Genomic DNA, 21,045 nt, shown 5'->3' with positions numbered 1-21,045 from the left:
GAAGCAGGGGGGTTCAGAGCAGGAAGCCCGCCGGGAACGGGTCGGACGGGTCGAGCATGTACTGGGCCGTCCCCGTGACCCAGGCCCGCCCGGTGACGGTGGGCACCACGGCCGGCTGCCCGGCGACCTCGGTCTCCTCGACGAGCCGGCCGATGAAGGTCGTCCCGATGAAGGAGTCGTTGCGGAAGTCCCGCCCCAGCGGCAGCTCCCCGCGCGCGTGCAGCTGCGCCATCCGCGCCGAGGTGCCGGTGCCGCAGGGCGAGCGGTCGAACCAGCCGGGGTGGATGGCCATCGCGTGCCGGGAGTGCTCGGCGGTGGAGCCGGGCGCGGCGAGGTACACGTGGTGGCAGCTGTGGAAGGACGGGTCCTCGGGGTGGACGGGCCGCTCCGGGCTCCCGTTGATGGCGTCCATCAGCGCGAGGCCGGCGGCCAGGATCTCCTGCTTGCGCTCGCGCTCGAAGGGCAGCCCGAACTCGGCCAGCGGCAGGATCGCGTAGAAGTTGCCGCCGTACGCGAGGTCGTACGTCACGGTGCCGTACCCGGGGACCTCGATCGTGCGGTCCAGGCCGACGGAGTACGAGGCCACGTTGCGGATCGTCACGGCCTTGGCCGCGCCGTCCTCCACCCGCACCTCGGCGACGACCAGCCCGGCCGGCGTGTCCAGCCGGACGGTGGTGACGGGCTCGACGACCGGCACCATCCCGGTCTCCACCAGCACGGTGGCCACCCCGATCGTCCCGTGCCCGCACATCGGCAGCAGCCCGGAGACCTCGATGAACAGCACCCCGTAGTCGGCGTCCGGCCGGGTCGGCGGCTGCAGGATCGCGCCGCTCATCGAGGCGTGGCCGCGCGGCTCGTACATGAGCAGCGTCCGGTAGTGGTCCAGGTTCTCCTGGAAGTGCACCCGGCGCTCGGCCATGGTCGCACCGGGGATGACGCCGAACCCGCCGGTGATGACCCGGGTCGGCATGCCCTCGGTGTGCGAGTCGACGGCGTGGAACACATGACGGCTGCGCATGACGCACAACTCCCGTGGGGTGAGGGTGGGGTGGAGTTCCCGGGCGGGGTTCCTGGGTGGAGTTCCCGGGTGGGGTCCGACCCGGCTGCCCCCGCAGCCGGTCGGAACGGTCTCACAGGATCAGGCGAGGCCCTCGGCCAGCGCCTTCTCGGTGGCGGCCCGCACGGCCGCCTCGATCTCCGGCGTCAGCGGCAGGCGCGGCGCGCGGACGGGCCCGCCGGGGCGCCCGGCGATGTCCATGGAGAGCTTGATCGCCTGGACGAACTCCGTCTTGGAGTCCCAGCGCAGCAGCGAGTGCAGGGACTTGTAGAGCGGCAGCGCCGTCTCCAGCTCCCCCGCGACGGCGGCGCGGTACAGCTCCACCGACGCCTCCGGCAGCGCGTTCGGGTATCCGGCGATCCAGCCGACGGCACCGGCGAGCGCCAGCTCCAGCAGCACGTCGTCCGCACCGATCAACAGGTCCAGCCCGGGGGCCAGTTCGCCGATCTCGTACGCCCGGCGCACGTCCCCGCTGAACTCCTTGACGGCGACGATCGAGCCGTCCGCGTGCAGTTCGGCCAGCAGCGAGGGCACCAGGTCGACCTTGGTGTCGATCGGGTTGTTGTACGCGACCACCGGCACCCCGGCCTTGGCGACCTCGGCGTAGTGCGCGCGCACCGAGGCGTGGTCGGCCCGGTAGGCGTTCGGCGGCAGCAGCAGCACGGAGCCGGCGCCGGCCTCGGCGGCCTGCTCGGCCCAGCGGCGGGACTCGGCACTGCCGTACGCGGCCACGCCGGGCATGACCCGGGAGCCGTCACCGGCCGCCTCGACGGCGACCTCGACGACGCGGGTGCGCTCCTCGGCGGTGAGCGTCTGGTACTCGCCGAGCGAGCCGTTGGGGACGACGCCGTCGCAGCCGGACTCGATCAGCCAGCGCACGTGCTCGGCGTACGCGTCGTAGTCGACGGAAAGGTCCGGGCGCAGCGGGATCGTGGTGGCGACCATGATGCCGCGCCAGGGACGGGTGGTGTCACGGGGGGTGTTGGACACGGTGCTCTCCTTGGTGAGGTGTGACATTTTATTAGTGGGGACAGGCCGGAGACAAGAGCCTCCGGCCACTGGTTCACGACTGGTTCACGATTCGGACGGTTCGCCCGCCGCCAGCTGCGCCAGCGGCACCGGGCACCCCAGCGGTCTGCGGTCCGGCCCCGGCTCCTGCGAGGAGCCCGCCAGGCAGGCGACGGCGGGGCCGCACATCCGCCCCTGGCACCAGCCCATCCCGGCCCGGGTGAGCAGCTTGACGGTACGGGCGTCGCCCGCCCCCAGCTCCTCCACCGCCTCGCGCACCGCGGAGACCGGCACCTCCTCGCACCGGCACACGTCGGTGTCCGGCCGCAGCCAGCCCGTCCAGCCCGGCCCGGGCCGGTGCGCGCCCGCCATCAGCTCGGCGAAGGCCCGCAGCCGCCCCCGGCGGCGCAGCAGCCCGCCCGAGGGAGCCGCGTCGGCCACGGCGTGCGCGGCCAGGACGCCCTCGGCGATCGCGAGGTCAGCGCCGCCGACGCCGTTGGTCTCCCCCGCCGACCACAGCCCGGGCACGCTGGTCGCCATCGTCGCGTCGACGGCCAGGGCCACGGCGCCGTCCGGGCAGGCCCGGGTGGCCGCGCCCAGCTCGGTGGCCAGGTCGATCTGCGGCAGCAGCCCGTGGCCGACGGCGAGCGCGTCGCAGTCGATCCGCCGCTCGCTGCCGGGCACCGGCCGCCAGTCGCCGTCCAGCCGGGCGACGGTGACGCCGGTGACCCGGTCCGTCCCGTGCGCCTCGACGACGGCGCTGCGCAGCCGCAGCCGCACCCGGTGGCGCAGCAGCGCGGACCCGTGCCCGGCGCCCTCGACGAGCTTGGCGGGGACGGCCGCCATCACATCGGGGCGCCGGGCGTACCCGAGGTAGCGGGTGGCCTCGACCACCGCGGGCACCCGGGCCCCGGCGGTGACCAGCGAGGAGGCCGCCGCGAGCAGCAGCGGCCCGCTCCCGGCCACCACGATCCGCCGCCCGGGCAGCACCAGGCCGGACTTGAGCATGGCCTGCGCGCCCCCGGCGGTGACGACGCCGGGCAGCGTCCAGCCGGGGAAGGGCAGCTGCCGCTCGTACGCCCCGGTGGCGAGCAGCACGGCCTTCGCCCTCAGAGCCGTACGGTCCTGGGCGTCCGGCCCGCGCGTGACGTGCACGGTGAACCCGGCCTCCGTGCGCTCCAGCGCCCAGACCTGGTGCCCGCCGCGGAACTCCGCGTTCCCGGCCTGCAGCCGCGAGGCCAGCCCGGTGTAGACGGACCACCCGTGGTGCAGCCGGCCCGGCCGGGCGGCGCCGAGCCCGGGCGCCGGGTGGCGGTAGTACTGCCCGCCGGTGGCCGAGGCCCCGTCCAGCAGGACGCAGCGCAGCCCGAGGTCCGCGGCGGTGACGGCGGCGGCCAGCCCGGCGGGCCCGGCACCGACGACCGCCAGGTCGAAGTCAGACGGCGAGGTCGGCACGGCCGTGGCCCTCCTGGGTGGTGACGACGGTGCCCGGCTCGGCGGGCAGCAGGCAGGTGCGCTGGTTGGGCCGGCCGTCGACGACGGCCAGGCAGTCGAAGCAGGCGCCGATGCCGCAGAACGCCCCGCGCGGCCGCCCGCCCACGCGGGTGGTGCGCCAGGCGAGCACGCCGTCGGCCCACAGCGCGGCGGCGATGGACTGCCCGGGCAGCGCGGGCACGGCCCGGCCGTCGAACTCGATGTGGTGGGCGGGCCCGGGCTCGGCCCCGACCAGCCCGGCGGGGGTGCGGCGGCTCATCGGCGGCCTCTCCAATCCAGACGGATGTTCACTTCCAGGCCGACCTCCAGGCCGACTTCGAGGCCGACGTCCAGGCCGACCTCCAGGCCCGCTTCCGGGCCGACTCCCAGGCCGGGGTTCACCGCGCGAACCGGTCCGCGCCGAAGGGCGCGAGGTCCAGCTCCGGCCGCTTGCCGGTCAGCTGCTCGCTGATGAGCAGCCCGGTGGCCGGGGCCAGCCCGATGCCGGCCCCCTCGTGCCCGCAGGCGTGGTACAGCCCGGGCACCCGGGCGTCGGCCCCGATGGCCGGCAGGTGGTCGGGCAGGTACGGGCGGAAGCCCCGGTAGGCCCGCATGACGGTCACCTCGGCGAGCACCGGGAACAGCGCGGCGGCCTGCCCGGCGAGCCGGCGCAGCACCTCCTGGGAGAGCGTGCGGTCGAAGCCCACGCGCTCCCGGCTGGCGCCGATCAGCACCGGCCCCCCGGGGGTGCCCTCGACGACGCCGGAGGTCTGGAGGTCGGCCGAGCCGCTGGCGACGTCGGCCACGTAGTCGGCGGCGTACACCTTGTGCCGCACGATCCTGGGCAGCGGCTCGGTGACGAGCACGAAGCCGCGCCGGGGCATCACCGGCAGGTGCACCCCGGCCATCTGGGCCAGCTCCCCGCCCCAGGTCCCGGCGGCGTTGACGACGGCGGGGGCGGCCAGCTCGCGCTGCGCGGTCCGTACGCCGCGCACGGCGCCGTCCGGGCCGAGGTCGATCGCGGTGACGCTCTCGCCGGTGATCAGCTCGGCGCCCATCCGGCGGGCCTCGCGCAGCAGGTGGGCGGCGGCGAGGGCGGGCTGGACCTGGGCGTCCTGCGGGTAGTGGAAGCCGCCGGCCAGCCCGGGGGCGAGGTGCGGCTCCAGCTCGTGCAGCCGCTCGGCGGGCACCTCCTCGGCCTCCACCCCGACGGCGGACTGCGTCGCGGCGAACTCTCGCAGCGCCTGCTGGCCGGCCTCGGTGGAGGCGACGACCACGCCGCCCTTGGGCTCGTACTCCATGGCGGCACCGAGCTCCTCGGCGAGCTCGCGCCAGAGGCGGCTGCTCAGCACCGCGAGGTCCAGCTCGGGCCCGGGGCCCTTGTCGGAGAGCAGCAGGTTGCCCTCGCCGGCGCCGGTCGTCCCGCCGGCCACGGGCCCTCGGTCGACGACGGCCACGGCGAGCCCGGCGCGGGCGGCGTAGTACGCACAGGCCGCGCCGACGACGCCGGCGCCGACCACGACGACGTCCAGGGGAGGTCTCCGACTCATCAACACGCCAGTAATATGTCACATGCCATTCATCCTGCCAAGGGCACCCGCCGAGGGCGCCCGAACAGCGAAAAGCCCCGGCCGACGGGCCGGGGCTCCTCACGCTCACCGGATCAGGTGATGTCGTCCATCTGCTCGCGGCGCGCCGCCGGGACGGGGGCCGCGCTCGCGGCGGGGGCGCCCGAGGCGTGCACCTCCTCGATGCCCGCGACCGGCTGCACCGACAGGTCCAGGTGCGAGGCCTCCTCGTCGTCCAGGCCCGCGTCGGGGTTGCGGCGCGCCTTGCGCCGGTCGTTGAGCAGCGCAATGCCCACCGCGACGAAGTACAGCGCCCAGATCGGCGCGGCCAGCGCCAGCATGCTCAGCGGGTCGGCGCTCGGCGTCGCGAAGGCCGTGAACACGGTGATCGCCATGATCATCCCGCGCCACCAGCCCAGCAGCCGCTTGCCCGTGACCATGCCGACCATGTTCATCATCACGAGCAGCAGCGGGAACTCGAAGGCCAGGCCGAAGACCAGCACCATCCGCGTCGCCATGTCGAAGTAGTCGTTCGGCGGCAGGATCGGTGTCGTCTTGTCCGGGGTGAACGCGATCAGGACCTGGACGGTGGTCGGCAGCACCAGGAAGGCCACCGCCACGCCCGCGAGGAACAGCGGCGCCCCGCAGACCATGAAGATGACGGTGTACTTCTTCTCGTGCTTGTGCAGACCGGGCGCCACGAACGCCCACACCTGCCACAGCCACACCGGCACCGCGCCCACCACGCCGGCCGTCAGCGCCACCTGGAGCATGAAGGTGAAACCGGAGGTCAGACCGATGTTGGAGACCTGGGCGCACTTGCCGTGGTAGTGCGCGATCTCCTCCTGGGTGTTGCACTGCGGCAGCGGCTTCAGCAGGAACGTCTCGATCTGCTTGTGGTAGATCAGGGCGACGATCGTGATCACCACGATCGCCAGGACCGACTTCACCACCCGGTTGCGCAGTTCCCGGAGGTGGTCGGCCAGGGCCATCCGCCCCTCAGGATTCTTGGACGCCTTCGGCGCCTTGGACAACTTGCTCAACCCCGGTCCTCGGAAGATCGTGCGTGGAGCCCGCCGGTCGACGGGCCCGCGTGGTCGCGTACGCCAGCTGCGTCACGCGTACGGGCGGCTCAGCGCGGCCCTTCGGCCTCGCGCTCGGCCACCGGACGGGCCGTGGAGGAGGCCCCCGGCGCGGTCTGGATGGTCTTGGCCTGATGCGCGGCGCCGCCCTCGACGGACGAGGAGGGCGAGGCGGGCGCGGCAGGCGCGGCCTCCTCCTCGCCGTCCGTACGCATCGCCTTGGCCTCGCTCTTGAGGATGCGCAGGGACTGGCCCAGCGACCGCGCCACCTCCGGCAGCCTCTTGGCTCCGAACAGCACGATGGCGAAGATCACGACCACCACGATCGCGGTCATCGAGATGCGCATGCGCGACCACCTTCACTCATGGCGGCCCACCGGACCGTCCGCGCGGATGGTAACCGCTGCGGATGACGCCCCGACGAAGGCCGCCCGAACAGGACAGCGACCCCCGGCGGACAGGTTCAGGAGTCACCTGAGAGCGTAACGCGCCCTCACACCCCCGCATCAGTCCCGGTACCACCGAACCGTGACGTGTGCTACGGCACCCGTGATCAGTGCACCGTCAGCGGGGAGCCGCGGCCGCCAGCTCCTCCGCCGCCTCGGTCAGCGCCCGCGAGGCCGCGTCCACGCCCTTGGCCAGCGCCCGCACGTCCGCCCAGAGCCGGATCGCGAGGACCCCGAGGACCAGCAGGCCCGCGGTGGCGAGCAGGACGACGGCGACGAGCATCCAGGACATGCGCCCCAGCCTATACGGCGGAGGTCACCCCTCCACCGGCACGAGCCGCATGGTGCGCACCCCCGCCGCCGTCAGCGCCTCGACGATCTTCTCCCCCGCCGGCTTGCGCACCCCCGCCCCGCAGCGCGGACAGCCGAAGCTGTAGTGCGCCTGCTCCGGCGTGCGCCCGAGGGTCAGCCGGAACTCCTCCGCCGGGAGCTCCACCTTCTCGCGGCACTCCGAGCAGTACACCTTGAACCTCGTCCCGGCTTCCACCCCTCAGGCCCGCCCCTCCCCGTAGGCGGCCAGCGCCTCCCGCGCGGCCGAACGCGCCTGCTCCGCCAGCTCCGGCGGCGAGACGATCCGCCCGTCCCGGCCCAGCCGCAGCGCCAGCGGGCGCAGCTGGGAGGGGTCGGCGCTGCGCAGGGTGATCCGCAGCCCGCCGTCCGCGAGCTCCTCGGCCTTGTCGTGGGTGTAGTACTCGGCCACCCAGCGCCCGCCCGAGGACACCTCGACGACCACCTCCGGGTCGTCCGCCGCCGGGTTGACCAGCCCGCCGCTCAGGTCCCGCGGCTCCCGCCGGGGCGGGTCCGCCGGGACGTCCAGCACGCGGATCTCGGCGACCCGGTCCAACCGGAACATCCGGTGGTCCTCCGAGGTCCTGCACCAGGCCTCCAGGTAGGTGTGGCCCTCGGTGAGCAGCCGGATCGGGTCCACCTCCCGCTCGGTCATCCCGCCGCGCCCGTGCGAGTAGTACCGCAGCCACAGCCGCCGGCCCTCGCTGAGCGCCCGGTCGATGTCCGCGAAGACGTGGCTCTCCGCCTCGAAGGTCACCCCGACCCGGGCGCTGCCCTCGGCGCTCTCCCCGGCCGCGTTCTCGATCTTGGCGACGGCCCGGGTGAGCGCCTCGCGGTCACCGACGCGCAGCCCCGGCAGCCCGGCGACCGCGCGGGCGGCCACCAGCAGCGCGGTCGCCTCGTCGGCGGCCAGGCGCAGCGGCTGCGCCACGTCGTCCACGTTGTGCCACCAGATCCGCTCGCCGTCGGTGTCGATGTCGAGCAGGTCCCCGCCGCGGAAGCTGGTGCCGCACATCGGCAGCACGTTGAGGTCCCCGATCAGCTCCCGCTCGGAGATCCCGAACGCCCGCGCCACCTCGGCCACCTCGGCCCCGGGACGCTCCCGCAGATAGGTGACCAGCGACAGCATCCGCCGCGTCTGGTCGATCGCATTGCTCATGCCCGCACATCCTCGCTACCCGCGACCGCCCGCAGCCGGTCGATCACATCCGCCCGCAGCTCCTCCGGCCCGAGCACCAGCACGTCCGGCCCGAACTCCGCGAGGTCGGCGCCCAGCCCGTTGCCGTACGGGATCTCCAGCTCGTCCCAGCCCTCGTCGACCCGGGCGCTGCTCAGCGCCTTGGTGCGCAGCGGGAAGCCCGCGCCCCGCCGGACCCGTACGGTCGCGGTGGCGGTGGCGCCCTCCCCGGCGAACTTGGCGACGGTGGCGCGCACGTCCACGTGCTCGGGCACCGGCGCCGCGAAGGCGCCCGGCCTGCTGCGCACCTTGCCGGTGATCCGGCTGAGCCGGAACACCCGGGCGTCGCCCCGGTCACGGTCGTACCCGGCCAGGTACCAGTGCCCGCGCCAGCACTCCAGCGCCCACGGCTCCACACTGCGCAGGTCCGCGGCGGCGGCGCCGGCCTTGCGGTACTCGAAGGTCACGGGGCGGCGGTCCCGGGCGGCGGTGAGCAGCGGCTCGAACGCGGCCTCCCGGGCGGGGATGCGCGGCTCCAGGGCGGTACGGCCCTCGGCCTCGGCGAACGGCACCCCGGCCGCCCGCAGCTTCTGCAGCGCGCCGCTGGCCGCGCCGGACATCTTGGCCTGCTGCCAGACCCGGGCGGCCAGGGTCAGCGCGGCCGCCTCCTCGGCGTCCAGCGCGATCTCCGGCAGCCGGTTGCGGTCGGGGCGGGCCAGGTAGCCCAGCTCCCCGTCCAGCGCGCTCTCGTCGACGTCGATCACCAGACCGAGTTCGCGCAGGTCGTCCTTGTCCCGCTCGAACATCCGGTTGAAGGCGTCCTCGCTGCTGTGCTGCCAGGCCTCGCGGTACGCCTCGATGGATTCCCGCAGCTCCTTCTTGGAGAGCGGACGTCTGGTGTTCATCAGGCACAGGGCGAGATTCATCAGCCGCTCTGCCTTGGCGATCGCCATCGCTGACCCTTCCGGTGTGCCGCGCCGCGCGCGGGGTGCGCCAACCGGGCGATCCAGAACCCGGCGAGACCGACCGTACCGGTAGCGGTACGCACCGCAAAAGCCGCCGGTCGATACGGCTGCGGGCCGGGCCCCCGAAGGGGTCCGGCCCGCGGTCCGAGCAGGCTCAGACGGCCAGCAGGTCGACCACGAAGATCAGGGTCGAGTGCGGCGGGATCGCCGGGGTCGGCGACTGGGCGCCGTAGCCCAGGTGCGACGGGATGGTCAGCTCGCGACGGCCGCCGACCTTCATGCCCGCGACGCCCTGGTCCCAGCCCTTGATGACCCGGCCGGCGCCCAGCGGGAACTGGAACGGCGTGGTGCCGCGGTTCCAGCTCGCGTCGAACTCCTCGCCGGTCTCACGGGTCACGCCCACGTAGCGGACGCTGACGACCTGGCCAGGCTTGGCCTCCTCGCCGTCGCCCACGACGATGTCGCGGACCTGCAGCTCGGTGGGGGCGTCGCCGTCCTGGAAGTCGATCTCGGGCTTCTCGTTCAGGTTGACAGCCATGGTCCCTCTTCTCACATTCGCAATTCCGTACACGACCGAGCGGCGGGCATCCGCACGCCGGTCCGCCCAGACACCAAGAGCCTGGCAGACCACCGTACGGGCACCCGCCGCCCGTCCGGGCCCGGCCACGCGGCCGGACCCGTAGGTCACACGCCCACCATTGTCACCCGAAAGTGGATCAGCCCTGACCCGCGTCGAGGATGTCCACCACGAAGACCAGTGCGGCGTTCGGCGGGATGTCGCCCTGGCCCTTGTCCCCGTAGGCCATCGCCGCCGGGATCACCAGCTCGACCCGGCTGCCGACGGTCTGGCCCGCCAGCCCCTGGTCCCAGCCCTGGATGACCTGGCCGCCGCCGACCGGGAAGGAGAACGCCTGGCCCTTGCTGAGCGAGGAGTCGAAGACCTTGCCGTCCTTGAACAGCGCGCCGGTGTACTGGACGACGACCTTCTCGCCCTTCTCCACCGCCGGGCCCGTGCCCTTGATCAGGACGTGCGACTTGAGCTCGGTCGGGTCCTTCGCCCCGGCGACCGGGGTGATCTCCGCCGGCTTCTTGCCGTTGTCCTTGACCTGCGGGAAGTCCGCCGGCGGCGGGGTGACCGTGCCGCTCACGACCGAGTCCGGCGCGTTGGTGTTGCGGATGTCGATCACGAAGATCAGGTCGTCCTTCGCGCCGATCGACATGTCGGCCTTGCCCTTGTCGCCGAACGCGGCGGCCGGCGGGGCCACCACCAGCACGCGCGAACCGGCCTTCTTCCCGACCACGGCCTGGTCCAGCGCCGGGATCAGCGCGTCCGTGCCGGCCTGGAAGATCTGCGGCTTGCCGCTGTTGTCGTACGAGCTCGGGATGTCCTTGCCCGTGTTCCAGTCCTTGGCGGTGTAGTCCACCGAGGTCCAGTTGTTCTTCTCCACCTTGGGGCCGCTGCCCTCGGAGAGGACCTTGACCACGAAGGTGCCGTCCGACTTCTCGCCGGGCACCTGGATGTCGGCCTTCTTGCCGAAGTCGCCACCGATCGTCGGCAGCACCTTGGCGCTGTCCTTGATCGGCGGAACCGGCGCGGCGGTCGGCGTGGGCGGCGCGGTCGTCGCCGCGTCCGGCTTGGCGGCCGCGGGCTCGTCCTTCGTCCCGCCGTCCTTGTTCACCAGGTAGAGCGTCACGGCGCTGCCGACCAGGAGGACGGTCAGGATCGAGCCGAGGATCACACCCAGCCGACCCACCCCGGGCGGGTTCTCGTCGTACCCCGCCTCCGAGACGTCGGCACGGCGGACGTTGCTGGCGAAGATCTGCGGGGCGTCGTCGCCGTCCTCCTTGGACGCGCCGGACGGCCGGGGCTGCTCGCCCGGCTGCGCCCAGCCCGCCTGCTGCGCGAGGATCGCCGGGGGCACGACGATCGACTCGCGATCCGCCGCGATCGGGCCGCCGGGTCGCGAGGCGGCCGGGTCACCGGCAGGGCCGTTCGCCGCGGTGCCGTCGCCGCCCGGGCTCGGCGTCTTCTCAGTCATGACTCCCCATCCATCTCGCCACGAGGTCCTAGGTCCACACCCGGCGTGGTGAGAGCCGGGCCGCCCGTCGCACCGCCCGCCCCGGACCTGGGCGCCGGGGGGCGCCTGCCACAGTGCGAGGGCAGTATGACAGCTCAGGATGAGGGCGGACGCCGCGATCTGCGAGCGTCCGCCCAAGCCTACGGAATCCCCCGGTCGACTTCCTAGACCGCTTCCAGAATGTCGATCACGAAGACCAGGGTCGAGTTGGCGGGCACGGCGCCCTGCGCCTTGTCCTGGTAGCCCAGCGCGGGCGGCACCACCAGCAGCACCCGGCTGCCGACGCTCTGCCCGACGAGGCCCTTGTCCCAGCCCTCGATCACGCTGCCCGTGCCGATCTGCACCGCCTGCGCGCCGCCGTGCGTCCAGGAGGCGTCGAACTGCTGGCCGTTGGCCCACAGCACCCCGGTGTACTGCACCACCAGCGTCTGCCCGCTCTTGACCGGCTTGCCCTCGCCCTTGACCAGCACCGCCTGCTGGAGGTCGGTCGGAGCCGCCTGCCCCGCCGGGACGGTGATCGTCATCGGCGCCTTGCCGTTGTCCTTGACCTGCGGGAGCGTCGCCGCCGGCTGGGTCATCGCCCCGGTCAGCGTGGAGTCCGGCGGCAGCGCCTCCATGACGTCCAGCACGAACACCACCGTGTCCCCCTTGGCCACGCCCAGCTGGTTCGACCCCTGGTCCCCGAACGCCGCCGCCGGCGGGGCCACCACCAGCAGCCGGGCGCCCACCTTCTTGCCGATCACGCTCTGGTCCAGCGCCGGCACCAGCTGCCCGCTGCCCGCCTGGTACAGCTGCGGCTTGCCGTTCGGGTCGTACGAACTGGGCAGGTCCTTGCCCGTCGTCCAGTCCTTCGCCGTGTAGTTGACCGTCACCCAGTCGCCCTTGCCGACGGTCGACCGCTCGCCCTCGCTCACCGTGTTCACCACGAACTGCCCGCTCGGCTGCGCGCCCTCGGGGATCGTGATCGTCGCCTTCGAGCCGAAGCCGCCGCCGGACAGGACGGGCATCGGCGAGGCCTCGCCGACCGGAGCGGGCACGGTCGGGGGCGCACTGGCCGGGGACGGCGTCGCCGGGGAGGCCGCCTTGGGCGAGCTGCTGCACCCGACGGCGAGCAGCAGCGGCAGCGTGAGAAGCAAACCGGCGGTGCGGCGCACGGTGGTCCTAACTGTCGGTCGAAGTCGGCTCCCCCGATTCGACGGACAGCGTATGCCCGGCACGCGTCCGGCCCCGGTAGACACCACCGGGGCCGGACGCCGCGAAGATCACATCCCGGCGATCAGCTTCTCCACCCGCTCGTCCACCGACCGGAACGGGTCCTTGCACAGCACCGTGCGCTGCGCCTGGTCGTTCAGCTTCAGGTGCACCCAGTCGACGGTGAAGTCCCGCCGCTGCTCCTGCGCCCGGCGGATGAAGTCCCCGCGCAGCCGGGCCCGGGTGGTCTGCGGCGGCACCGACTTGGCCTCGAAGGTCTTGAGGTCGGTGGTCACCCGCTTCGCCTGGCCCTTGCCCTGGAGCAGGTAGAACAGCCCGCGCCGGCGGTGGATGTCGTGGTACGCGAGGTCGATCTGCGCCACCCGCGGGTTGGACATGCTCATCTCGTGCTTGGCGCGGTAGCGCTCGATGAGCTTGTACTTCATGATCCAGTCGATCTCGGTGGCCACCGAGTCGAGGTTCTCGCTGCGGACGGCCTCCAGCGTGCGGCCCCACAGGTCGAGCACCTGGGCGATGGTGCCGGTGTTGAGCCCCTTGCGGTCGGCGAAGTCCAGGGCCTTGGTGAAGTACTCCTCCTGGATGTCCAGCGCGCTGGCCTCCCGGCCGTTGGCCAGGCGCACCTGGTGGGTGCCGGTGAGGTCGTGGCTGACCTCGCGGATCGCCCGGATCGGGTTCTCCAGGGTGAGGTCGCGCATCACCACGCCGGCCTCGATCAGCCGCAGCACCAGGTCGGTGGCACCGACCTTGAGCAGCGTCGTGGTCTCGGACATGTTGGAGTCGCCGACGATCACGTGCAGCCGGCGGTAGCGCTCGGCGTCCGCGTGCGGCTCGTCCCTGGTGTTGATGATCGGGCGCGAGCGGGTGGTGGCCGAGCTCACGCCCTCCCAGATGTGCTCGGCCCGCTGACTGACGCAGTAGACCGCGCCGCGCGGGGTCTGCAGCACCTTGCCGGCCCCGCAGATCAGCTGCCGGGTGACGAGGAACGGGATGAGCACGTCCGCCAGCCGCGAGAACTCGCCGTGCCGGGCCACGAGGTAGTTCTCGTGGCAGCCGTAGGAGTTGCCGGCCGAGTCGGTGTTGTTCTTGAAGAGGTAGACGTCCCCCGCGATGCCCTCCTCGTGCAGCCGCCGCTCGGCGTCCACGAGGAGCCCTTCGAGGATGCGCTCGCCGGCCTTGTCGTGCGTCACCAGCTCGACGACGTCGTCGCACTCGGGGGTGGCGTACTCGGGGTGGGAGCCGACGTCGAGGTAGAGGCGGGCGCCGTTGCGCAGGAACACGTTGCTGCTGCGGCCCCAGGAGACGACCCGGCGGAACAGGTACCTCGCCACCTCGTCCGGCGACAGCCGTCGCTGCCCGCGGAACGTGCAGGTCACGCCGTACTCGTTCTCCAGCCCGAAAATCCGGCGGTCCATGAGCACTCCCTTGTTCGTCGGAGCTGTCCGAAACCGCCTCCACGACGCACGCGCCGCAGGGGCACCGGAGCCCCGTACGGCGGTTGGGCCGCCGCACGGGACTCCGCAGGCACTACTCGTCCGACGGCGGGGTGGCCGCCGGCTTGTCCTCGTCGTCCGCCTCGGCGGACTCGTCCCCCTCCAGCAACCGGCCGAGCTGGTTGCCGAGGATGCGCTTGAACTTCCGCTGCTGGAACCGCTGGCGGTCGAGGACGGCCACCTCCAGCTGCTCCGGCGTGAGGGTGCGCGGGCTCCCCCCGTTGGGGTCCCGTGCCAGCGAGTCGACCGCGACCCTGACGGCCTCGGTCAGGCTCAGCCCGGCCCGGTGGCGCTGGCCCAGGTAGTTGCCGATGGAGTCGGCGTTGCCGCCGACCACCACGTAGTTCTTCTCGTCCACGACCGAGCCGTCCGGCGTGAGCCGGTAGATCTGGTCCTGGTCGGAGTCGCGGCCGACCTCGGCCACGATCAGCTCGACCTCGTACGGCTTCTCGCCGACCGAGGAGAAGATGGTGCCCAGCGTCTGGGCGTAGACGTTGGCCAGGCCCCGGGCGGTGACGTCGGCCCGGTCGTAGGAGAAGCCCCGCAGGTCGGCGTAGCGGACGCCGCCGATGCGCAGGTTCTCGAACTCGTTGTAGCGGCCGACCGCCGCGAAGGCGATCTTGTCGTAGATCTCGGAGACCTTGTGCAGCGCCCGCGAGGTGTTCTCCGCGACGAAGACGATGCCATCGGTGTAGGTGAGCACGACCACGCTGCGGCCTCGCGCGATGCCCTTGCGGGCGTACTCCGCGCGGTCCGCCATGGCCTGCTGGGGCGAGACGTAGAACGGTGTCGACACCGGCGGTCGTCCCTTTCCTGTAGGAGTGGCCAGATCAGCTGGGAGTGACTAGATCAGCGGGGCCTGCGGGCCGTTGGGGCGGGTCAGGCGCTCGTCGGTGATCGCGACGGCGATCGCGGCGACCTCGGTCTCGGTGAGCCGGTGGAAGCCGTCCGCCGTGATCAGCGAGACGATCGGGTAGATCTTGCGGGCGAGGTCCGGGCCGCCGGTGGCGGAGTCGTCGTCGGCCGCGTCGTACAGCGCCTGGACGACCAGGGTGGAGGCCTGCTCGGCCGTCAGGTCCTCGCGGTAGAGCTTCTTGAGCGAGCCCCGCGCGAACACCGAGCCGGAGCCGGTGGCGGCGAACCCGCGCTCCTCCGAACGCCCGCCGGTGACGTCGTAGTTGAAGATCCGGCCGCGACCGAGGTCGAGGTCGTATCCGGCGAACAGCGGGACGACGGCCAGGCCCTGCATCGCCATGCCGAGGTTGCCCCGGATCATGGTCGTCAGGCGGTTGGCCTTGCCCTCCAGGGAGAGCGTGGTGCCCTCGATCTTCTCGTAGTGCTCCAGCTCCAGCTGGAACAGCCGGACCATCTCGACCGCGAGGCCGGCGGTGCCGGCGATGCCCAGCCCGCTGTACTCGTCGGCGGGGAAGACCTTCTCGATGTCGCGCTGGGCGATGACGTTCCCCATCGTCGCCCGGCGGTCACCGGCGATGACCACGCCGCCGTCGAACACCGCGGCGACGATGGTCGTCCCGTGCGGCGCCTCGACCACGGTCCCCTCGGGGAGTCCGCGCCGGCCCGGCAACAGCTCCGGCTTGTGCTCGGCGAGGAAGTCCAGGAACGAGGACGACCCCGGGGTCAGGAAGGCAGCCGGTAGACGCCCGGTGCCACGAGTGTTGGCTTCCACACGATTCCTTCCAGGTAGCTTGAAGCGCGCGCTGCCCGCACCCTACCCGCCCGACGATCATCACCGGGGGCTGGAGGGCCGGTGCCGGACGGCCGGGCGGCGGGGCCGCCCGGCCGCGTTTCGACGGTCGCGACCGTGAATTCCGGAATACCGGGTACGGGGCTATTGCCCGCCCTTCTGCACGAATCCGCGCACGAAATCCTCGGCGTTCGACTCGAGCACCTCGTCGATTTCGTCGAGAACCGCGTCGACGTCGTCGCTCAGCTTTTCCTGGCGCTCCTTGAGGTCGTCGGAATTCTGGGTTTCCGCGGCCTGTTCCTCGACCTCCTCGGAGGAGCGGTTCGCCCGCTGCTGGCCGCCGCTGGTGTCCTTGCTCGCCATTTCCCTCACCCCGCTCGATTCGTCTGGCACGGTTTGGTCGGTCGGTCGATGCCGTTCGGCACCGACCCTATACACAAGGTGCGACGGCCGCTGCCGGTTTGCCGTGGCGCTTCCTGTCCAACACCCGCTGCCACCCCGGATGATTCCCATTCGGCGGACGTTCACCCGTGGTGATCGAAAAGTTACCCGCCGGCCAGGACACGGAGGAGGTCCTCCGCCGTGCGGCAGCGGTCCAGCAGCTCCTTGACGTGGTTGCGGGTGCCCCGCAGGGGCTCCAGGGTGGGCACGCGCTGCAACGAGTCGCGCCCCGGCAGGTCGAAGATCACCGAGTCCCAGGAGGCCGCCGCGACGTGCTCCGCGTACTGGTCGAGGCAGCGCCCTCGGAAGTAGGCCCTGGTGTCCTCCGGGGGCTGCGAGACGGCCCGCTCGACCTCCTCCTCGGTCACCATCCGCTCGAAGCGGCCACGCGCCACCAGACGGTTGTAGAGGCCCTTCTCGGGCCGGACGTCGCTGTACTGGAGGTCGACCAGGTGCAGCCGGGAGTTGTCCCACTCCAGCGCGTCCCGGCTCCGGTAGCCCTCCAGGATCTCCCGCTTGGCGATCCAGTCGAGCTGCCGGGAGAGCGACATCGGGTCGTTCTCCAGCCGCCCCAGGACGTCCTCCCAGCGGGCCAGCACGTCCACGGTCTGCTCGTCGGCGTCCGTGCCGAAGCGGTCCTCGACGTACTTGCGGGCCAGCTCGAAGTACTCCAGCTGCAGTTGGACGGCGGTGAGCCTGCGCCCGTTGCGCAGGGTGATCAGGTGCTTGAGCGACGGGTCGTGGGAGACCCGGTGCAGGGTGCGCACCGGCTGGTCGACGGCGAGGTCGGAGGCGATGAAGGAGTCCTCGATCATCGACAGGACCAGCGAGGTGGTGCCCAGCTTGAGGTAGGTGGAGACCTCGGAGAGGTTGGCGTCCCCGATGATCACGTGCAGCCGGCGGTACTTCTCGGCGTCGGCGTGCGGCTCGTCGCGGGTGTTGATGATCGGGCGCTTGAGGGTGGTCTCCAGGCCGACCTCGACCTCGAAGTAGTCCGCCCGCTGGCTGATCTGGAAGCCGTGCGCCGAGCCGTCCTGCCCGATGCCGACCCGGCCGGCGCCCGTGACGACCTGGCGGGAGACGAAGAACGGGGTCAGGTGGCGGACGATGTCGGCGAACGGCGTCGCCCGCTTCATCAGGTAGTTCTCGTGGGTGCCGTAGGAGGCGCCCTTGTTGTCGGTGTTGTTCTTGTACAGGAGGATGTTCTGCCCGTTGGGCAGCTCCAGCGCGCGCCGGGCGGCGGCGGCCATGATCCGCTCACCGGCCTTGTCCCAGAGCACGGCGTCGCGCGGGTTGGTCACCTCGGGCGAGCTGTACTCGGGGTGCGCGTGGTCCACGTAGAACCGGGCCCCGTTGGTCAGGATCACATTGGCGAGGCCGATGTCCTCGTCGGTCAGCTGGCTGGCGTCCGCCACCTCGCGCGCGAGGTCGAACCCCCGCGCGTCGCGCAGCGGGTTCTCCTCCTCGAAGTCCCAGCGGGCCCGCCGGGCCCGGTGCATCGCCGCCGCGTAGGCGTTGACGATCTGGGACGAGGTGAGCATGGCGTTGGCGTTGGGGTGCCCGGGCACGGAGATCCCGTACTCGGTCTCGATCCCCATCACGCGCCGTACGGTCATGCGGCCCTCCTTGCCCGGTGCTCCGCCCCGGACGGGCGGAACACGCTGACGTACCGCTGAACAACACCGGCGCCGGCGTTGTGCCCGCGGACGGTGGGTCGAGCCTAGAACCCGGCACTGACGGGCGGGCCCCGAGACGCGCCGTCCGGCTGCGGGGCCGCGAGGCGCCACAGCCGGACGGTTGTGCGTACGGCTCCGGAGAACCGCTGGTGCTTACAGGTACTGCCCCGTGTTGGCGACGGTGTCGATCGAGCGGCCGGACTCGGCGCCCTGCTTGCCGGTGACCAGGGTGCGGATGAAGACGATCCGCTCGCCCTTCTTGCCGGAGATGCGGGCCCAGTCGTCCGGGTTGGTCGTGTTGGGCAGGTCCTCGTTCTCCTTGAACTCGTCCACGCAGGCGGCGAGCAGGTGGGAGACGCGCAGACCGCGCTGGCCGTGGTCGAGGAAGTCCTTGATGGCCATCTTCTTCGCGCGGTCGACGATGTTCTGGATCATCGCGCCGGAGTTGAAGTCCTTGAAGTACAGGACCTCCTTGTCACCGTTGGCGTAGGTGACCTCCAGGAAGCGGTTCTCCTCCGTCTCCGAGTACATCCGCTCGACCACGGACTGGATCATCGCGGCCACCGTCGCCCCCAGGGAGCCGTCGTGCTCCTTGAGGTCGTCCGGGTGGAACGGCAGCGAGTCCTTGAGGTACTTGGAGAAGATGTCCTTCGCGGCCTCGGCGTCGGGGCGCTCGATCTTGATCTTGACGTCCAGGCGGCCGGGCCGCAGGATCGCCGGGTCGATCATGTCCTCGCGGTTCGAGGCGCCGATGACGATGACGTTCTCCAGGCCCTCCACGCCGTCGATCTCGGCGAGCAGCTGCGGGACGATGGTGTTCTCCACGTCCGAGCTGACGCCCGAGCCCCGGGTGCGGAAGAGCGACTCCATCTCGTCGAAGAAGACGATGACGGGCGTGCCCTCGCTCGCCTTCTCCCTGGCCCGCTGGAAGACCAGGCGGATCTGCCGCTCGGTCTCGCCGACGTACTTGTTGAGGAGCTCGGGGCCCTTGATGTTGAGGAAGTAGCTCTTCCCCTGGGGGCGTCCGGTCACCTCGGCGACCTTCTTGGCCAGCGAGTTGGCGACCGCCTTGGCGATCAGCGTCTTGCCGCAGCCGGGCGGGCCGTAGAGCAGCACGCCCTTGGGCGGGCGCAGCTCGTACTCCTTGAAGAGGTCGGCGTGCAGGTACGGCAGCTCGACCGCGTCGCGGATCAGCTCGATCTGGTTGCCGAGGCCGCCGATCTGGCGGTAGTCGATGTCCGGGACCTCTTCGAGGACGAGCTCCTCGACCTCGGACTTCGGCACCACCTCGTACACGTAGCCCGAGCGCGGTTCCAGCAGCAGGGCGTCCCCCGCCCGGATGGTGATCCCCCGCAGCGGTTCCGCCAGCCGCACGACCCTCTCGTCGTCGGTGTGGCCGATGACCAGGGCTCGTTCGCCGTCCTCGAGGATCTCCTTGAGGGTGACGATCTCGCCGATGCGCTCGAAGGCCATCGCGTCCACGATGTTGAGGGCCTCGTTGAGCATCACCTCCTGGCCGCGCCGCAGTTCGTCCAGGGCGACGGTGGGGCTGACGTTCACGCGGAGCTTGCGCCCCCCGGTGAAGATGTCCGCGGTGCCGTCCTCGTTCGCTTCGAGGAAGGTGCCGAAGCCGGCCGGGGGCTGTGCCAGCCGGTCCACTTCCTCCTTGAGGGCCACGATCTGGTCGCGGGCCTCGCGCAGGGTGGAGGCGAGCCGTTCGTTCTGGGCGGACACGCCGGCCAGGTTGGTCTGGAGCTCGACGATCCGCTCTTCGAGGATTCTCGAATTGCGCGGCGAGTCGGCGAGCTTGCGGCGCAGCACGGCGATTTCCTGCTCAAGGAACGAGACCTGAGCGGCCTCGTCGGAACCACGAGCGGGCCTGCCGGTGCTGCGGTTGTAGTCGTCATCGTGGGCTGCCACGGTCCTCACCTCCTCCGGGGAGCTGGACGCTTCCAGACCCTACCTGGGACCAGGGGTCCGTAAACCCCTAGATCAAGAAAGATGGAACGGGCGTGTCCGATCTTCGCCCCAGCGTGCTTCCCCTCTGCTAAGGGGATACCCACCGCGCACGGCCCAAAGCGGGCCAGATGTATCGTCGAGCGAAGCGATATCCGATCGCGACCGGCGCTATGGGGTCGGATCGTTGTACGAATGGCGGGATTGCCCCCGGAATGGGGGCGACCCGGGACAGAAACGGCAGGGGACATGTCGGTGACCGAGCAGACGGCGACGGAGGCCGAGCAGCTGGAGGTGTGGATCGACCAGGATCTGTGCACCGGCGACGGCATCTGCGCGCAGTACGCCCCCGAGGTCTTCGAGCTGGACATCGACGGGCTGGCCTATGTGAAGGGCCCGGACGAGGAGTTGCGCCAGCAGCCCGGGGAGACCGCCCCGGTGCCGCTGACGATCCTTCAGGACGTGGTGGACTCGGCGAAGGAGTGCCCCGGCGACTGCATCCACGTGCGCCGGGTCTCGGACCGGGTCGAGGTGTACGGGCCGGACGCGGACTAGCGCGGGCTCAGGTACGGGTGACCGGGGCGGCGGTCTGGGTGCGTTCCCAGCCGCCGCCCTTGCGCGTCCAGACGAGGTCGAGCGAGACGTCGGGGCTGAAGCGCGGCACGTCCTCGCTCGAATACCCCTGCGCGTGGCCGGTGATGGCGCCGTCGGAGCGCAGCGCGAGCCGGCCGACGGTCAGGTTGTCGCGCTCGGAGAGCAGGGTGGCGAGCACCTTCGGCGCGCCGTCGGTGCCGAAGCCGAGCAGGTAGACGGCGTCCGGCGGGTTGCCGGTCTCGGCGTCGCAGTGCGCGGCGACGAGGGTGGCGGGCTTGCCGTCGGCCAGGACCGCGGGCACGCTGAGCGCCGTCTTCACCGGGAACGGGCCGCAGTCGAGCGGGAGTTGGGCCTTGGCCGGATCTGGTGCGGCGGCCGGGGGCAGCGCCGAGGGGGCGGCGTGGACGGGCACCGGGCTGCCGGTCGCCGGGGAGGCGGCGAGCGCGGTGGCGACCACCGCTCCGCAGCCGGCCAGGGCAAGGGCCCAGTGCCAGAGGGAAGTTCGCGCGTGCCCGGGCCCCGTACGGCCGGACGCCGTCTGCTGTCCGGCCTTCGCCTCGACCGCGGTCTCCACCAGGCGTCCCCTCCAGCGGTGTGGGTGAGCCTGCATCGTCCCACACCACCGGGGGCGCTCACGACGAAGGGGTGGGGGGGGGGGGCCCCCCCCCCCCCCCCCCACCCCCCCCGCCCCCCCCCCCCCGCCCGGGGGGGCCCGGGGGGGGGCGGGGGGGCCGGGGGCGGGCGCCCGGCCCCCCCGCAGCGGCGGCGG

22 protein-coding genes and 1 pseudogene are annotated in these 21,045 nt (G+C 72.1%); 1 reads left to right on the top strand and 22 read right to left on the bottom strand.

All coding sequences use genetic code 11. The annotated features are described in order from the left end of the window. Nucleotides 1-13: 13 nt before the first annotated feature. The 21 genes and pseudogenes from ACIRRS_RS20540 to arc form a co-directional block, all read right to left on the bottom strand. On the bottom strand, nt 14-1,018 hold the full coding sequence (locus ACIRRS_RS20540; RefSeq protein WP_402972561.1) for a proline racemase family protein: 1,005 nt from the start codon (nt 1,016-1,018) through the stop codon (nt 14-16). 120 nt (nt 1,019-1,138) lie between these two features. Then, nucleotides 1,139-2,074: a dihydrodipicolinate synthase family protein gene (locus tag ACIRRS_RS20535; RefSeq protein WP_402972559.1), complete on the bottom strand. Its 936-nt coding sequence runs from the start codon at nt 2,072-2,074 to the stop codon at nt 1,139-1,141. A 57-nt stretch (nt 2,075-2,131) separates the two neighbouring features. After that, nucleotides 2,132-3,520: an NAD(P)/FAD-dependent oxidoreductase gene (locus tag ACIRRS_RS20530; RefSeq protein WP_402972558.1), complete on the bottom strand. Its 1,389-nt coding sequence runs from the start codon at nt 3,518-3,520 to the stop codon at nt 2,132-2,134. Then, nucleotides 3,501-3,818 (bottom strand): (2Fe-2S)-binding protein, encoded by a 318-nt coding sequence (locus ACIRRS_RS20525; RefSeq protein ID WP_402972557.1) that lies wholly within the window; start codon nt 3,816-3,818, stop codon nt 3,501-3,503. The genes ACIRRS_RS20530 and ACIRRS_RS20525 overlap by 20 nt, the downstream gene beginning before the upstream one ends. Before the next feature lie 118 nt (nt 3,819-3,936). Continuing rightward, a complete protein-coding gene (locus ACIRRS_RS20520; RefSeq protein ID WP_402972556.1) occupies nt 3,937-5,088 on the bottom strand; it encodes an NAD(P)/FAD-dependent oxidoreductase in 1,152 nt (383 codons plus the stop codon). A 113-nt stretch (nt 5,089-5,201) separates the two neighbouring features. After that, nucleotides 5,202-6,098, bottom strand: coding sequence for a twin-arginine translocase subunit TatC (tatC, locus tag ACIRRS_RS20515; RefSeq protein ID WP_402972930.1), 897 nt, complete (start codon nt 6,096-6,098; stop codon nt 5,202-5,204). A 140-nt stretch (nt 6,099-6,238) separates the two neighbouring features. Further along, a complete protein-coding gene (gene tatA, locus ACIRRS_RS20510; RefSeq protein ID WP_402972554.1) occupies nt 6,239-6,535 on the bottom strand; it encodes a Sec-independent protein translocase subunit TatA in 297 nt (98 codons plus the stop codon). Nucleotides 6,536-6,752: 217 nt separating this feature from the next. Further along, nucleotides 6,753-6,926, bottom strand: coding sequence for a hypothetical protein (locus ACIRRS_RS20505; protein WP_402972552.1), 174 nt, complete (start codon nt 6,924-6,926; stop codon nt 6,753-6,755). A 24-nt stretch (nt 6,927-6,950) separates the two neighbouring features. Next, a complete protein-coding gene (locus tag ACIRRS_RS20500; protein ID WP_402972550.1) occupies nt 6,951-7,181 on the bottom strand; it encodes a hypothetical protein in 231 nt (76 codons plus the stop codon). Nucleotides 7,182-7,184: 3 nt separating this feature from the next. After that, nucleotides 7,185-8,141: a helix-turn-helix transcriptional regulator gene (locus ACIRRS_RS20495; protein ID WP_402972549.1), complete on the bottom strand. Its 957-nt coding sequence runs from the start codon at nt 8,139-8,141 to the stop codon at nt 7,185-7,187. Next, nucleotides 8,138-9,112 (bottom strand): helix-turn-helix transcriptional regulator, encoded by a 975-nt coding sequence (locus ACIRRS_RS20490; protein ID WP_402972547.1) that lies wholly within the window; start codon nt 9,110-9,112, stop codon nt 8,138-8,140. Before ACIRRS_RS20490 ends, ACIRRS_RS20495 begins: the two co-directional genes overlap by 4 nt. Nucleotides 9,113-9,278: 166 nt before the next feature. Beyond that, nucleotides 9,279-9,662, bottom strand: coding sequence for an FKBP-type peptidyl-prolyl cis-trans isomerase (locus ACIRRS_RS20485; RefSeq protein WP_402972545.1), 384 nt, complete (start codon nt 9,660-9,662; stop codon nt 9,279-9,281). Between the two features lie 178 nt (nt 9,663-9,840). Then, nucleotides 9,841-11,163 (bottom strand): FKBP-type peptidyl-prolyl cis-trans isomerase, encoded by a 1,323-nt coding sequence (locus ACIRRS_RS20480; protein WP_402972543.1) that lies wholly within the window; start codon nt 11,161-11,163, stop codon nt 9,841-9,843. Between the two features lie 203 nt (nt 11,164-11,366). Continuing rightward, nucleotides 11,367-12,356 (bottom strand): FKBP-type peptidyl-prolyl cis-trans isomerase, encoded by a 990-nt coding sequence (locus tag ACIRRS_RS20475; protein ID WP_402972541.1) that lies wholly within the window; start codon nt 12,354-12,356, stop codon nt 11,367-11,369. Nucleotides 12,357-12,464: 108 nt separating this feature from the next. Further along, the gene (pafA, locus tag ACIRRS_RS20470) at nt 12,465-13,826 is read right to left on the bottom strand and encodes a Pup--protein ligase (protein WP_402972539.1); all 1,362 of its coding nucleotides are present in this window, start codon (nt 13,824-13,826) and stop codon (nt 12,465-12,467) included. A 112-nt stretch (nt 13,827-13,938) separates the two neighbouring features. Continuing rightward, nucleotides 13,939-14,700 carry a proteasome subunit alpha gene (prcA, locus tag ACIRRS_RS20465; RefSeq protein ID WP_402972538.1) on the bottom strand — a complete coding sequence of 254 codons (762 nt, stop codon included), beginning with the start codon at nt 14,698-14,700 and terminating at the stop codon, nt 13,939-13,941. Nucleotides 14,701-14,748: 48 nt separating this feature from the next. After that, nucleotides 14,749-15,546: a proteasome subunit beta gene (gene prcB, locus ACIRRS_RS20460; protein ID WP_402972928.1), complete on the bottom strand. Its 798-nt coding sequence runs from the start codon at nt 15,544-15,546 to the stop codon at nt 14,749-14,751. Then, nucleotides 15,543-15,620 (bottom strand): annotated as a pseudogene (locus ACIRRS_RS20455) (recombination endonuclease VII); the annotation flags it as partial. The pseudogene ACIRRS_RS20455 and the gene prcB, both read right to left, overlap by 4 nt. A gap of 133 nt (nt 15,621-15,753) precedes the next feature. Beyond that, nucleotides 15,754-15,972, bottom strand: a complete 219-nt coding sequence (locus ACIRRS_RS20450) for a ubiquitin-like protein Pup (RefSeq protein WP_402972536.1) — start codon at nt 15,970-15,972, stop codon at nt 15,754-15,756. A 182-nt stretch (nt 15,973-16,154) separates the two neighbouring features. Continuing rightward, nucleotides 16,155-17,666 (bottom strand): depupylase/deamidase Dop, encoded by a 1,512-nt coding sequence (gene dop, locus ACIRRS_RS20445; RefSeq protein ID WP_402972534.1) that lies wholly within the window; start codon nt 17,664-17,666, stop codon nt 16,155-16,157. A gap of 213 nt (nt 17,667-17,879) precedes the next feature. Then, nucleotides 17,880-19,646: a proteasome ATPase gene (arc, locus tag ACIRRS_RS20440; protein WP_402972532.1), complete on the bottom strand. Its 1,767-nt coding sequence runs from the start codon at nt 19,644-19,646 to the stop codon at nt 17,880-17,882. Between the two features lie 285 nt (nt 19,647-19,931). On the opposite strand from arc, the gene ACIRRS_RS20435 reads away from it, so the two are divergent. Further along, nucleotides 19,932-20,237: a ferredoxin gene (locus ACIRRS_RS20435; RefSeq protein WP_402972530.1), complete on the top strand. Its 306-nt coding sequence runs from the start codon at nt 19,932-19,934 to the stop codon at nt 20,235-20,237. A gap of 7 nt (nt 20,238-20,244) precedes the next feature. Here the strand turns inward: ACIRRS_RS20435 and ACIRRS_RS20430 are convergent, their stop codons facing one another. Beyond that, complete coding sequence (locus tag ACIRRS_RS20430; protein ID WP_402972528.1) at nt 20,245-20,850, bottom strand: hypothetical protein; 606 nt, start codon at nt 20,848-20,850, stop codon at nt 20,245-20,247. Between the last annotated feature and the right edge of the window lie 195 nt (nt 20,851-21,045).

The sequence above is a fragment of the Kitasatospora sp. NPDC101183 genome (assembly GCF_044767945.1).
In the GTDB taxonomy this organism is placed as follows: Bacteria; Actinomycetota; Actinomycetes; order Streptomycetales; family Streptomycetaceae; genus Kitasatospora.
Note: the sequence above shows the minus strand (reverse complement) of the source record. Positions and strands in the feature narration are given on the sequence as shown.